At 63.3% G+C, this 14,113-nt stretch carries 13 protein-coding genes; 9 read left to right on the plus strand and 4 right to left on the minus strand.

Annotated features, from left to right (window positions below; translation table 11 throughout):
* Positions 1-208 precede the first annotated feature (208 nt).
* From I8746_RS00125 to lnt, 4 genes are read left to right on the plus strand one after another with little or no spacing between them, the layout of a single operon-like run.
* Positions 209-1,207 carry a PhoH family protein gene (locus I8746_RS00125; RefSeq protein ID WP_004576915.1) on the plus strand — a complete coding sequence of 333 codons (999 nt, stop codon included), beginning with the start codon at positions 209-211 and terminating at the stop codon, positions 1,205-1,207.
* Complete coding sequence (gene ybeY, locus I8746_RS00130) at positions 1,200-1,673, plus strand: rRNA maturation RNase YbeY (RefSeq protein ID WP_003249763.1); 474 nt, start codon at positions 1,200-1,202, stop codon at positions 1,671-1,673. Before I8746_RS00125 ends, ybeY begins: the two co-directional genes overlap by 8 nt.
* A gap of 25 nt (positions 1,674-1,698) precedes the next feature.
* Entirely contained in the window at positions 1,699-2,538 is an 840-nt protein-coding gene (locus tag I8746_RS00135) for an HlyC/CorC family transporter (protein WP_003249762.1), read from the plus strand.
* Between the two features lie 8 nt (positions 2,539-2,546).
* Entirely contained in the window at positions 2,547-4,064 is a 1,518-nt protein-coding gene (gene lnt, locus I8746_RS00140; protein ID WP_012053800.1) for an apolipoprotein N-acyltransferase, read from the plus strand.
* Between the two features lie 146 nt (positions 4,065-4,210).
* Here the strand turns inward: lnt and I8746_RS00145 are convergent, their stop codons facing one another.
* Positions 4,211-4,972: a YdcF family protein gene (locus I8746_RS00145; protein ID WP_012053801.1), complete on the minus strand. Its 762-nt coding sequence runs from the start codon at positions 4,970-4,972 to the stop codon at positions 4,211-4,213.
* Between the two features lie 134 nt (positions 4,973-5,106).
* Entirely contained in the window at positions 5,107-5,421 is a 315-nt protein-coding gene (locus tag I8746_RS00150; RefSeq protein WP_012053802.1) for a hypothetical protein, read from the minus strand.
* Positions 5,422-5,648: 227 nt separating this feature from the next.
* Between I8746_RS00150 and leuS the strand changes: the two genes are divergently transcribed.
* The 5 genes from leuS (at position 5,649) to I8746_RS00175 (ending at position 12,026) form a co-directional block, all read left to right on the plus strand.
* Positions 5,649-8,255: a leucine--tRNA ligase gene (leuS, locus tag I8746_RS00155; protein WP_221099790.1), complete on the plus strand. Its 2,607-nt coding sequence runs from the start codon at positions 5,649-5,651 to the stop codon at positions 8,253-8,255.
* Between the two features lie 61 nt (positions 8,256-8,316).
* Positions 8,317-8,922, plus strand: coding sequence for an LPS assembly lipoprotein LptE (gene lptE / locus I8746_RS00160; RefSeq protein WP_012053804.1), 606 nt, complete (start codon positions 8,317-8,319; stop codon positions 8,920-8,922).
* Between the two features lie 39 nt (positions 8,923-8,961).
* A complete protein-coding gene (gene holA / locus I8746_RS00165) occupies positions 8,962-9,999 on the plus strand; it encodes a DNA polymerase III subunit delta (RefSeq protein WP_003249749.1) in 1,038 nt (345 codons plus the stop codon).
* Positions 10,000-10,484: 485 nt separating this feature from the next.
* Positions 10,485-10,649: an alternative ribosome rescue factor ArfA gene (gene arfA / locus I8746_RS00170; protein WP_003249747.1), complete on the plus strand. Its 165-nt coding sequence runs from the start codon at positions 10,485-10,487 to the stop codon at positions 10,647-10,649.
* A gap of 60 nt (positions 10,650-10,709) precedes the next feature.
* Entirely contained in the window at positions 10,710-12,026 is a 1,317-nt protein-coding gene (locus tag I8746_RS00175) for a lytic murein transglycosylase (protein WP_221099792.1), read from the plus strand.
* Between the two features lie 33 nt (positions 12,027-12,059).
* On the opposite strand, the gene I8746_RS00180 is transcribed toward I8746_RS00175, so the two are convergent.
* Complete coding sequence (locus I8746_RS00180) at positions 12,060-12,998, minus strand: LD-carboxypeptidase (protein ID WP_088513259.1); 939 nt, start codon at positions 12,996-12,998, stop codon at positions 12,060-12,062.
* Positions 12,999-13,096: 98 nt separating this feature from the next.
* Positions 13,097-14,113 carry a lipoyl synthase gene (lipA, locus tag I8746_RS00185; protein WP_003249742.1) on the minus strand — a complete coding sequence of 339 codons (1,017 nt, stop codon included), beginning with the start codon at positions 14,111-14,113 and terminating at the stop codon, positions 13,097-13,099.

Below are 14,113 nucleotides of genomic sequence, written 5' to 3' on the forward strand. Positions count from 1 at the left end.
AGAAAAGGTGGGCATGATACCTGTTCTGGCCTGTTCACGGGTGAACCCGCGCCCACAGGATCCCCACCGGCCTTGCCGGAGCGGGTTGACCCGCGGGGAGGCCAGAACAGCCCGTACATACCGTTGAACGTTTCAGTGCTTTCGCCACTGCCATTCAAGGGTTATTCTTGAGTTCAACTCCATCGCCGTCGAGCGGCTAAAAACGACCTTGAACGCACCCATAGAACCCCATCGCTTCATCCTCGAACCCTTCGAGGCCCACCGTTTCGCCAACTTGTGCGGCCAGTTCGACGAGCACCTGCGCCTGATCGAACAGCGCCTGGCCATCGAGATCCGCAACCGCGGCAATCAGTTCGAACTGATCGGCGAACCCAGGACCACCTCCGCTGCCGAACAGCTGCTGCGCCGTCTCTATCGCGAGACCAAGGCCACCGACCTGTCACCGGAAACCGTGCACCTGTACCTGCAGGAATCGGCTGTCGAAAACATCGACAACCCGGCCGTCAACGAGGTCAGCGTGTCGCTGCGCACGCGCAAGGGCAATATCCGCCCGCGCGGGCTCAACCAACAGCGCTACGTCAAGGAAATCCTGGCCAACGACATCAATTTCGGCATCGGCCCGGCCGGTACCGGCAAGACCTACCTGGCCGTAGCCTGCGCCGTGGACGCGCTGGAGCGCGAACAGGTGCGCCGCATCCTGCTGGTGCGCCCGGCGGTCGAGGCGGGTGAAAAGCTCGGTTTCCTGCCCGGCGACCTGGCACAGAAAATCGACCCGTACCTGCGCCCGCTGTACGACGCCCTGTACGAAATGCTCGGCTTCGAACACGTGGCCAAGCTGATCGAACGCCAGGTGATCGAAATCGCCCCTCTGGCCTACATGCGTGGCCGCACCCTGAACAACAGTTTCATCATCCTCGACGAAAGCCAGAACACCACGCTTGAGCAGATGAAGATGTTCCTGACCCGCATCGGCTTCGGCTCTACCGCGGTGATCACCGGTGACATCACCCAGGTCGACCTGCCCCGTGGCACCAAGTCGGGCCTGGCGCACGTGATCGAGGTGCTGAAGGACGTTCCGGGGATCAGCTTTACCCATTTCCAACCCAAGGATGTGGTTCGTCACCCACTGGTTCAGCGTATCGTCGAAGCCTACGACCGCTTCGAAGCCCGCCAGTCCAAGCCCGAGGCGCCCGGCAAAGATGCTTGAACTTGATATCCAACGGGCCACGGATGCTGCCACGCCAGAAGACGCCGCCTTGCGCCGCTGGTGTGAATTGGCGTTGCGCCAGCGCAGCGCCGACTCGGAAATGACCATTCGCCTGGTCGACGAAGCCGAAGGCCGGGAGCTGAACCATACCTACCGGCACAAGGACTACGCGACCAATGTGTTGTCGTTCCCGGCCGATGTGCCCGATGAGCTGCTCGATATCCCGCTGCTGGGCGACCTGGTCATCTGTGTAGCGGTGGTCGAGCGCGAAGCGGCCGAACAAGGCAAATCGCTGGAAGCGCACTGGGCACACCTGGTCATCCACGGTTGCCTGCACTTGCTCGGCTATGACCACATCGAAGATGAGGAGGCTGAGGAAATGGAAAGCCTGGAACGGGAATTGCTGGCAGAACTGGGTCACCCTGACCCGTATGCCGATGATGAAACCGACTCAATCACACACTGATACACGAAGGATCACGAGAACCGCCATGAGCGAAGATCGATCGAGCAACGGGCAGAAGTCCTGGCTGGGTAAACTGACCCAGGCTTTTGCCCATGAGCCGAAAAACCGCCAGGAGCTGCTTGAGCTGCTGCGCGAAGCCCATCAGAACAAATTGCTGGACAGCGAAGCGCTGACCATCGTCGAAGGCGCCATTCAGGTCGCCGACCTGCAGGTTCGCGACATCATGGTGCCGCGCTCGCAGATGAACAGCATCAAGGCCGGCCAGTCGCCTCGCGAGTTCCTGCCGGCGGTGATCGACGCCGCGCACTCGCGCTACCCGGTAATCGGCGAAAGCCATGACGATGTGCTCGGGATCCTGCTCGCCAAAGACTTGCTGCCGTTGATCCTCAAGGAGAACGGCGACAGCTTCAACATCAAGGACCTGCTGCGCCCGGCCACCTTCGTACCCGAGTCCAAGCGCCTGAACGTGTTGCTGCGTGAATTCCGCGCCAACCACAACCACATGGCCATCGTCATCGACGAATATGGCGGCGTGGCGGGCCTGGTCACCATCGAGGACGTGCTGGAACAGATCGTCGGCGATATCGAAGACGAGCACGACGTCGAGGAAGACAGCTACATCAAACCACTGCCCAGCGGTGATTTCCTGGTCAAAGCGCTTACCCCGATCGAGAACTTCAACGAGTTCTTCGACAGCGAGTTCTCCGATGACGAGTTCGACACGGTCGGCGGCCTGGTGATGAGCGCCTTTGGCCACCTGCCCAAGCGCAACGAAACCACTGAGATCGGGTCTTACAAGTTCCGTATTCTCAACGCCGACAGCCGGCGGATACACTTGCTGCGCCTGACCCCGATCACCCGTTAAGGACAAACATGCGTTGGATCACCCGCCCCGGCTGGCCCGGTAACCTGCTGGCCCTGGCGGCCGGTGCTTCCACCCTCCTGGCCCTGGCGCCGTTCGACATCTGGCCGTTGGCGGTGCTGTCCATCGCAGTGCTCTACCTTGGCCTGCGCGAGCTCAGCCCGCGCCAGGCCATGTGGCGTGGCTGGTGGTTTGGGTTCGGCCTGTATGGCGCCGGCACCTGGTGGATCTACGTCAGCATGAACACCTACGGCGGCGCCTCGCCGCTGTTGGCAATCGTGTTGCTGCTGGCGTTCTTCGCCGCACTGGCCTGGTTCTTCGCCCTGCCCACCTGGCTATGGGCGCGCTGGCTACGCCGCAACGAAGCACCACTGGCCGACGCCTTGTGCTTCGCCGCCCTCTGGTTACTGCAAGAGGCCTTCCGCGGCTGGTTCCTGACCGGCTTCCCCTGGCTCTACGCCGGCTATAGCCAACTGGACGGACCGTTGGCCGGCCTTGCGCCGCTGGGCGGCGTCTGGCTGATTTCCTTCACCCTCGCCCTCACCGCCGCCCTGCTGTGCAACCTGCACCGCCTGCGCACCCGCCCCTCGTTCCTGGCCGTGGCCAGTGTGCTGTTGCTGGCCCCCTGGGGGCTGGGCCTGGCGCTCAAGGGCCATGCCTGGACCATTCCGGCAGGCGAGCCGCTGAAAGTGGCAGCGATCCAGGGCAACGTCGAGCAGGACCTGAAATGGGACCCCGCGCACATCGACGCGCAACTGGCGCTATACCGCGACCTGAGCTTCAGTTCCAGGCCGGTGGACCTGCTGGTGTGGCCGGAAACCGCCGTTCCGGTGCTCAAGGACCAGGCCCAGGGCTACATCGACGTGATGGGCCGCTTCGCTGCCGAGCGCCATTCGGCGCTGATCACGGGCGTACCAGTGCGTGAAGTAGTGCACCACCAGCGCCGCTACTACAACGGCATCACCGTCACTGGCGAAGGCGATGGCACCTACCTCAAGCAGAAGCTGGTGCCATTTGGCGAGTATGTGCCGCTGCAAGACGTGCTGCGTGGGGCCATCGAGTTCTTCAACCTGCCCATGTCCGACTTCGCCCGCGGCCCGGAAGACCAGCCGCTGCTGCAGGCCAAGGGCTACCAGATTGCCCCTTACATCTGCTACGAGGTGGTCTACCCTGAGTTCGCCGCCGGCCTGGCTGCGCGTAGCGACCTGCTGCTGACCATCAGCAACGACACCTGGTTCGGCAAATCGATCGGCCCTTTGCAGCACCTGCAGATGGCGCAGATGCGCGCGCTGGAAGCCGGCCGCTGGATGATCCGCGCCACCAACAACGGCGTGACCGCGCTGATCGACCCGTTTGGCCGCATTACCACGCAGATTCCGCAGTTCCAGCAGGCCGTGCTGTATGGCGAGGTGGTGCCGATGCAGCAGCTGACGCCTTACCTGCAATGGCGCTCATGGCCGCTGGCAATTGTCTGTGCATTGCTGCTGGGGTGGGCGTTGCTGGCAGGGCGTATTGCAAAAACCGTCTGATTGGCGATACGCGGCCACTGTAGGAGCGGGTTTACCCGCGAATACGGTAGTCGCGGCAACGGTGAACGGCGGGTGGAGATTGGCCGGCAGGGCAGGCCCTTTCGCGGGCAAGCCCGCTCCTACAGGGGATTATGTAAGCCTGTAAATCAGTAGAACACCCGATACCCCACCAACCCCACCACTTCATTGAACAACTGCCCGCTCTGCCACATCGCCCGGCTCTCTGGCAGCAGACCGCCAAACGGCCGCGCATGATCGCGCCCAAGGAACCCCACTGGCGCCGGCACCACCTCGAACCCCGCCATTTCAAAACTCCAGCGTGAGCGCTGCATGTGCCAGGCCTGGGTCACCAGCACCACCCGGCGAAATCCCAGAGGCTGCAGCACTTTGGCCGTGAGCTGAGCATTTTCCCAGGTCGTGCGGCTGGCCTCTTCGCGCCATTTCACCTCGACCGCGAAATCTTCATGCAGGCGTTCCGCCATCAGCCTCGCCTCGCTGGGCGGCGTGCCGTAATGCAACCCACCACTGGTCAACACTGGCAGGCCCGAGGCCTTGGCCAGCCGCGCGGCAAAGCGCATACGTTCCAGTGCCGTGGCCGTGGGCTGGTCACTGCCACCCCAGGCCGGGTCCCCGCGCTCGCGCCCGGCGCCCAGCACCACAATGGCATCCGCCCGGTTCGCGAGGCCGGCCCAGTCGCTCACGGCCAGCGGCGGCTCACTTTCCAGCACACGGGCGGTTTCCTGCACCACCAGCGGCAGGCTCATCAACCACAGGCCACCCAGCCCTACGCTAAAGCAAAGCGCCGCCAACCGTGGCCGCCGCGTACGCAGCCACCATGCCGCAAGCAGCAGCAAAAACAGCACGCCCGGCGGCATCAGCCATTGTTTGATGAAGAATCGGATCGGCATCGGCCACACCTCCTTGGCAGGCGTGCAGCCTAGAAGGATCGACGCCGGTCAACAAGTGCGTACCGGCGTCGATCTTGAGTTGTGTGATAGTGAAGAACCGGCGCGCGATAGCCTGCGCCTGGCGTCCTGAACGGCTAGCGATGTGGCAGCGTCCTGGATCTCGCCGTACTGGCGGGGCGTTTCTTGTCCTTGAGCCAGATGATCTTGGCCGATGTCGGCTCCGCTTGTGGGTAACTGCCGACAGCGGCATTGTGGCGCTCCGGAAGGGATTCCAGGTAGGCCTTGATCACTTCGAACTCCGCGTGGCTCAGGCCACGCAACTCAAGCTCAGCTGGCATCTCGTCGCGCAATCGCACCGAGGTCCTGGCCGTTTCCAGTGCCAGGCCAAGCCGGTCGATCAGGCGCTCGTAAAGCTCCGGTCTGATTGCGGGTAGCTGCGTCTCTCCCATCCGTTCACCTCATTGAAGGTAAGAATATCTCCCCCCACACCTGAGCTTAGCGTCGCTGCAAAAAGCAGCCGTGCGCCGCGACCAGCGGCCATTCGCAACGAAGGTTTCCCACGATGCGCGGCGCTGCTGTATGCTACGGCGTTCACTCTAAACGACACCGGAGTGCCGGACGCAGCGAGGTTCCGCTGCCTGGAACAAGGTCTCTTCTCTCTCAGCCAAAAGTAGCCATGCACGAACAATACACGCCCCGTGATATCGAAGCCGCCGCCCAGAAGTTCTGGGACGAGCAACAATCGTTCGCTGTTACCGAACAGCCAGGCAAAGACACCTACTATTGCCTATCGATGTTCCCGTACCCGAGCGGCAAGCTACACATGGGCCACGTGCGCAACTACACCATCGGTGACGTGATTGCCCGCTACCAGCGCATGCTGGGCAAGAACGTCCTGCAACCGATGGGCTGGGACGCTTTCGGCATGCCCGCGGAAAACGCGGCGATGAAAAACAACGTCGCCCCGGCCAAGTGGACGTACGAAAACATCGACTACATGAAGACCCAGCTCAAGAGCCTGGGTCTGGCCATCGACTGGGCACGTGAAGTCACCACCTGCAAACCCGACTACTACCGTTGGGAGCAGTGGCTGTTCACCCGCCTGTTCGAAAAAGGCATCATCTACCGCAAGAACGGTACCGTGAACTGGGACCCGGCGGACCAGACCGTACTGGCCAACGAACAAGTCATCGACGGCCGTGGCTGGCGTTCGGGCGCGCTGATCGAAAAGCGCGAAATCCCGATGTACTACTTCCGCATCACCGATTACGCCGACGAGCTGCTGGAGAGCCTCGACGAACTGCCGGGCTGGCCTGAGCAGGTCAAGACCATGCAGCGCAACTGGATCGGCAAATCGCGCGGCATGGAAGTCCAGTTCCCGTACGATCAGGCCAGCATCGGCCACGAAGGCACCCTCAAGGTCTTCACCACCCGTCCGGACACGCTGATGGGCGCCACCTACGTCGCCGTCGCCGCCGAGCACCCGCTGGCCACCCAGGCTGCGCAGGGCAACCCGGCGCTGCAGGCGTTCATCGATGAGTGCAAGAGCGGCAGCGTTGCCGAAGCCGACATGGCCACCCAGGAGAAGAAAGGCATGGCCACTTCCCTGCTGGTCGAGCACCCGCTGACTGGCGAGAAGCTGCCAGTATGGGTCGCCAACTACGTGCTGATGCACTACGGTGATGGCGCGGTCATGGCCGTGCCGGCCCACGACGAGCGCGACTTCGAGTTCGCCCACAAGTACAACCTGCCAGTCAAGGCTGTGGTGCGCACCAGCGCTGGCGATGAAGTCGGCAGCGAGTGGCAGGCCGCCTATGGCGAGCACGGCCAGCTGATCAACTCCGCCGAGTTCGACGGCCTGGACTTTGCTGGTGCCTTCGACGCCATCGAAGCGGCCCTGATCCGCAAGGAACTGGGCAAATCGCGTACCCAGTTCCGCCTGCGCGACTGGGGTATCAGCCGCCAGCGCTACTGGGGCTGCCCGATCCCGATCATCCACTGCCCGTCCTGCGGCGACGTCCCGGTGCCGGAAGACCAGCTGCCGGTCACCCTGCCGGAGAACGTGGTGCCGGACGGCGCTGGTTCGCCACTGGCGCGCATGCCTGAATTCTACGAATGCAGCTGCCCGAAATGCGGTGCTGCGGCCAAGCGCGAAACCGACACCATGGACACCTTCGTCGAGTCGTCCTGGTACTTCGCCCGCTACGCCTCGCCAAACTACGACAAAGGCCTGGTCGACCCCAAAGCCGCCAACCACTGGCTGCCGGTAGATCAGTACATCGGTGGTATCGAACACGCGATCCTGCACCTGCTGTACGCGCGCTTCTTCCACAAGCTGATGCGTGACGAAGGCCTGGTCACCTCGAACGAGCCATTCAAGAACCTGCTGACCCAGGGCATGGTGGTCGCCGAGACCTACTACCGCGTTGCCAGCAACGGCGGCAAGGACTGGTTCAACCCGGCCGATGTCGAAATCGAGCGTGATGCCAAAGCCAAGATCATTGGCGCCCGCCTGAAGACCGACGGCCTGCCGGTGGAAATCGGTGGCACCGAGAAGATGTCGAAGTCGAAAAACAACGGCGTAGACCCGCAGTCCATGATCGAAGCCTACGGTGCCGACACCTGCCGCCTGTTCATGATGTTCGCCTCGCCGCCCGACATGAGCCTGGAATGGTCCGACTCCGGCGTCGAAGGTGCCAGCCGCTTCCTGCGCCGTGTCTGGCGCCTGGCTCAGGCTCACGTCAGCCAGGGCCTGCCAGGCAAGCTGGATGTTGCCGCCCTGGACGACGCGCAAAAGGTCATCCGCCGCGCCATTCATGCGGCCATCAAGCAGGCCAGCACCGATGTGGGCCAGTTCCACAAGTTCAATACCGCCATCGCCCAGGTGATGACCGTGATGAACGTGCTGGAAAAGGCCCCGCAAGCCACCGAACAGGACCGCGCCCTGCTGCAGGAAGGCCTGGAAGCCGTCACACTGCTGTTGGCGCCGATCACTCCGCACATCTCTCACGCGCTGTGGCAGCACCTGGGCCACGCAGGCTCGGTGATCAATGCCGCCTGGCCAAGCGTCGACGAACAGGCGCTGGTGCAGGACTCCATTACCTTGGTGGTTCAGGTCAACGGTAAACTGCGCGGCCAGGTCGAGATGCCTGCTGCTGCCAGCCGCGAAGAAGTCGAAGCCGCTGCCCGCAGCAACGAGAATGTCCTGCGCTTCATCGATGGCCTGACCATCCGCAAGGTCATCGTGGTACCGGGCAAGCTGGTCAACATCGTCGCCAACTGATGAAAACGCCCACCCGCATTGGCTGCGGGTGGGCGGAACAGGCCCAAAAGGGAGCAACAACATGATCAAACGCAATTTGCTGGTAATCGGCCTGGCGGTCATGCTCAGCGCCTGCGGTTTCCAGCTGCGCGGCACCGGCTCCACCGAGCTGAGCGTAAAGGAAATGGACGTCAGCGCGCGCAATGCCTATGGCCCGACCGTGGTCCAGCTGCGTGAAGTGCTGGAACGTAGCGGCGTCAACGTGCACACCGGCGCACCGTATCGCCTGGTGCTGACCAACGAACAGGAGCGCGAGCGCTCGGCTACCTACAACAGCGGCAACCGTACCGCCGAGTACGAGCTGACCACCAAGCTGGATTACAGCATCCTGGGCCTGAACAACCTGGAGCTGATGAGCGACAAGCTGGAGGTGCGCAAGGTCTACGTGCGTGACGGCTCGAACATCACCGGCTCCGAGCAGGAAGCCAAACGCGCCCGCGAAGAAATGCGCCGCGACCTGGTCAACGCCATGGTCGTACGTTTGCAAATGCTGTCCCCATCCCAGCTGGATGAGTTGCAGCGTAAAGCCGACGAGCGCGCCAAAGCCGAAGCTGCCGCGCTGGAGGCTGCCCGCCGCCAGCAAGCCGAGACGCCTCAGCAATCGCCACTGGAAGTACCGGGCAACTAAGCCCGCGAGGGGCGCCCTCGGGCGCCCCACCTGTTCCCCATGAAACTTGCCCCCGCCCAACTCAACAAGCACCTGCAAGGCGCCTTGGCACCGGTCTACGTGGTCAGCGGCGACGACCCGCTGCTGTGCCAGGAAGCCGCCGACGCCATCCGCAATGCCGCGCGTCAGCAAGGTTTCGATGAACGCCAGGTATTCAGTGCCGACGCCAACTTCGACTGGGGCACCCTGCTCCAGGCCGGTGCAAGCCTGTCACTGTTCGCCCAGCGTCGCCTACTGGAACTGCGCCTGCCCTCGGGCAAGCCCGGTGACAAGGGTGCCGCCGCGCTGATGGAATACTGCGCCAACCCCGCCGAAGACACGCTGCTGCTGATCAGCCTACCCAAGCTCGACAGCAGTGCGCAGAAGACCAAGTGGGGCAAGGCATTGATCGAAGGCGCCCATTGCCAGTTCATCCAGATCTGGCCGGTGGATGTGCACCAGCTCCCGCAGTGGATCAACCAGCGCCTGCAACAGGCCGGCCTGTCAGCCCAGCGTGACGCCGTCGACCTGATTGCCGCGCGCGTGGAAGGCAACCTGCTGGCAGCCGCGCAGGAAATCGAAAAACTCAAGCTACTGGCCGAAGGCAGCCAGATCACCGTGGAAACCGTGCAGGCTGCCGTCGCCGACAGCGCCCGCTTCGATGTCTTCGGCCTGGTCGATGCTATCCTCAACGGCGAGGCTGCGCATGCCCTGCGCATGCTCGAAGGCTTGCGCGGTGAAGGTGTGGAGCCGCCAGTCATCCTCTGGGCCTTGGCCCGTGAGCTGCGCCAACTGGCGGGGCTAGCCCAGCAGTTCAGCCAAGGCGTGCCATTGGACAAGGCGTTCAGCCAGGCCCGCCCGCCCATCTGGGACAAACGCCGACCGCTGGTCAGCAAAGCCCTGCAGCGCCTCTCGGCGCAACGCTGGGCGCAATTGCTGCAGGATGCCCAGCGAATCGATGCGCAGATCAAAGGGCAGGCTGAAGGTTCGCCGTGGATTGGCCTGGCGCGGCTGTCGCTGTTGATGGCTGGCCAGCGCCTGGCCCTCCCTCCCGAGTAACTGCGGCCACTGGTAGGAGCGGGTTTACCCGCGAAAGGGCCGGACCTGCTAACCAATCTCCACCCGCCGTTCACCGTCGTCGCCACCACTGTATTCGCGGGTAAACCCGCTCCTACACACGCATCGAAGGTTGGGCGCAGGCCGTCGTAGGAGCGGGTTTACCCGCGAAAGGGCCCGGCCTGCTGGCCAATCTCCACCCGCCGTTCACCGTTGCCGCCGCCACCGTATTCGCGGGTAAACCCGCTCCTACAAACGCATCGAAGGTTGGGCGCAGGCCGTCGTAGGAGCGGGTTTACCCGCGAAAGGGCCGGACCTGCTAACCAATCTCCACCCGCCGTTCACCGTTGCCGCCGCCACCGTATTCGCGGGCAAACCCGCTCCTACACATAGGCACCAGTGCCTCGACCATATACACAATCAATTGGCCCCCACCCTTCGGGGAGCCTACAGTGCGCCCGAAACTCACCCAACCCGGGAAGCCCACCATGAGCAAAAAGCCGAAAAAGCACGGCCCCAACAAGGCCAAGTCCATCGTTGCCCAGCCACTGTTCCGCTGCCGCCAGGAACAACCGAACAAGGGCAAAGGCAGCTACCGCCGCGAAGCCTTCCAATCGAGAGATTGGGAGGCTTCCTACTTTTTGGCTGCATGAAAGCATCGCAAGCGCAGGCATGATATGGTCGTCACCTGACCTGCAACTCTGGATCTGTGCATGCTCTTCCGTCTTATCCCCCGCTGGGAAACCCGCCAGCTGATCGCGGCCTCCAGCTTCATTCTGCTCGTGGCCTGTGCGGAAAAGCCCACCGCCGCCGACGCGCTGCCGCTGGCCCCTGCCCAACCCAATCCCGTGGTGACCGTGCCCGGCGCAACGCCCGACGTCAGCACTGACATCCAGCCCCTGCAAACCTTCGCCCAATGGCAAGCAGGCTTCCGCGAGCAGGCACTGCAAGCCGGTATTTCGCCGAGCACCTTCGACCGTGCCTTCCTCGGTGTCACCCCCGACCTGGACGTGATCAAGGCAGACCGCAGCCAGCCAGAGTTCACCCGCCCGGTGTGGGAATACCTCGAAGGCGCCCTGTCGCCCCTGCGTGTGCGCAACGGCAAGAAGCTGCTGGAGCAGAACGCCGAGCTGCTGACTCGCCTTGAGCAACGCTATGGCGTGGACCGCCAGGTGCTGGTCGCGGTGTGGGGCATGGAAAGCAACTTCGGCCAGTTCCAGGGCAGCAAGTCGGTGATCCGCTCGCTGGCCACTTTGGCCTATGAGGGCCGCCGCCCCCAGTTCGCCCAGGATCAACTGATTGCCGCGCTGCAGATCATCCAGCACGGTGACATCCAGCCTGAAGCCATGCGTGGCTCGTGGGCCGGCGCCATGGGCCAGACCCAGTTCATCCCGACCACCTACAACACCCATGCCGTGGACTTCGACGGCGATGGCCGCCGCGACATCTGGAACAGCACACCAGACGCCCTGGCCTCAACAGCGCACTACCTGCAGAGTTCGGGCTGGAAACGCGGCCAACCGTGGGGCTTCGAGGTACAGGTGCCGTCCGGCTTCGACTTCTGGCAGGCCGATGGTGCACTGCGCAAACCGGTGAGTGAATGGCTGGCGATGGGCGTGAAACTGCCAGCGGGTACCCAGCTGCCGCCAGGTAGCAACCAGCTGTCTGCCGCCCTGCTGCTGCCGGCCGGTGCACGCGGCCCGGCGTTCCTGGTGCTGGACAACTTCCGCGCCATCCTCAAGTACAACAACTCGTCGTCCTATGCCCTGGCGGTGAGCCTGCTCGGGGATCGCTTCAGCGGCTGGGGCTTCATTGCCGGCAGCTGGCCGAAAGAGGACCTGCCGCTCAGCCGCAGCGAGCGCATGGAGTTGCAGAACCTGTTGAACAGCCGCGGGCATGATGCGGGTAATGCCGATGGCATTATCGGGGCCAATACCCGCAAGGCGATCCGCAATGCCCAGCAAGGGCTGGGCTGGCCGGCGGATGGCTACCCGACCCATAAGCTGCTTGAGAGCCTGCGGCAGCAGTAAGCATTTCGGGGCCGCTGCGCGGCCCCGGTAATCTCACACCCTGAACAGATCCTGCTCCAGCACCAGTGTTTGCTGAACACTGTCCAGCCTCACCCGAGCCCCCAGGGGCAAGCAGACATTCGGGTCGCAGTGCCCGCTGCGCCAACCCGCCAGCACCGGCACACCCAACGGTGCAAACGTATCCTCCAGCAACGGCGTCAGCGCCGCTGTGGTAATCCCGGCAAAGTCGCCCACCAACACGCCTTTGATCCCCTCCAGCTTGCCTGCCAGGCGTAACTGGGTCAGCAGCCGATCCACCCTGTACAACGGCTCGTTGACGTCCTCGATGAACAGGATGCAGCCCTGGGTATCCAGCTCGGCAAGGGTCCCCATGGTCGCCCCCAGCATCGACAGGTTGCCACCCAGCAGCGGTCCGCTGGCCACCCCCGGCAGCACACAGTCCAATGCGAAGCCCGCCGGGTGCGCGACCTGCTCGCCTGCCCTCACATGCCCACCCAGTTGCGCCAGCAACGACGACTCGGTCGGTGGCAACTTGGCCCCCAACAGGTCGGCATTGAGCATCCCCCCATGGAAGGTCAGCAGCCCGGCATGCCGGTAGATCGCCGTATGCAGCGCGGTGATGTCGCTGTAGCCGATCAGCGGCTTGGGGTTGCGCCGGATCAGTTCAAAGTCGAGCTGGTCAAGCAGGCGCATGCTGCCGTAGCCCCCACGCATGCACAGAATGGCGTCCATGGCCGGATCGGCAAACGCTGCATGCAAGTCCTGCAGGCGCTGCTGGTCCGGCCCCGCCAGGTAGCCCTGCGCCTGCAGGGCACCCGGGTAGATACGGCACCGGTAGCCGCGGTCAACGAACCACTGGCTAACCTTCTGCGCATCAAGCCGCGCCGCGCCCGCCGGGGCGACAATGGCAAAACATGCGTTGGCCGGCAGCGCGGCTGGCAGGGTGGGTTGGAAGGTTTTGGCGCAATACATCGCGACTCCTTGCAGCGCATGGGACACAAACAAAAATGCCGATGCCGCCCTTGGGCGCGCATCGGCATCTGTGGCTCTGCTCTAGGCTAGCGCATAGCTCAGAGCTTGATCTTGGCTTCGTGGGCCTGCTGGTCGGCGTGGTACGAAGAACGCACCAGCGGGCCAGAGGCAACGTTCTTGAAGCCCATCTTGTAACCTTCCTCGGCGAACCAGGCAAAGGTGTCCGGGTGAACGAAACGCTGCACCGGCAAGTGGCTACGCGACGGCTGCAGGTACTGGCCAAGGGTGAGCATGTCGATGTCATGCTCGCGCATGCGATGCATCACTTCGATCACTTCCTCGTCGGTTTCGCCCAGGCCGAGCATCAGGCCGGACTTGGTCGGTACGTGTGGCACCAGCTGCTTGAATTTCTGCAGCAAGTCCAGCGACCAGTCATAGTCCGAGCCCGGGCGCGCGGCCTTGTACAGGCGCGGTACGGTCTCGAGGTTGTGGTTGAACACATCTGGTGGCTCTTGCGCGGTGATTTCCAGGGCAACGTCCATACGGCCACGGTAGTCCGGCACCAAGGTCTCCAACTGCACGCCCGGCGACAGCGCGCGGATTTCCCGGATGCAGTCAGCAAAGTGCTGGGCACCGCCGTCACGCAGGTCGTCGCGGTCCACCGAGGTGATCACCACATACTTCAGGCGCAGGTCGGCAATGGCAACCGCCAGGTTTTTCGGCTCGTCCAGATCCAGCGGCTTCGGTCGGCCATGGCCAACGTCGCAGAACGGGCAACGACGGGTGCAGATGTCACCCATGATCATGAAGGTGGCGGTACCACCCGAGAAGCACTCGCCCAGGTTCGGGCAGGAGGCCTCTTCGCATACGCTGTGCAGTTTGTGCTTGCGCAGCAGTTGTTTGATGCGGTCTACCTCGGGCGACACTGGGATACGCACGCGAATCCAGTCGGGCTTCTTTGGCAGCTCATCGGTAGGGATGATCTTCACCGGGATGCGCGCGACTTTGTCGGCACCACGCAGCTTGACCCCAGCTTCCACCTTCTTCGGCGCTGGGCGCGGGGTGGCATCCTGGGTAGGTATCAGGTTCGGCACGGCTTCTTGCACAGTTGTCAT

Source organism: Pseudomonas sp. USTB-Z, from assembly GCF_019691255.1.
GTDB classification, from domain to species: domain Bacteria; phylum Pseudomonadota; class Gammaproteobacteria; order Pseudomonadales; family Pseudomonadaceae; genus Aquipseudomonas; species Aquipseudomonas alloputida.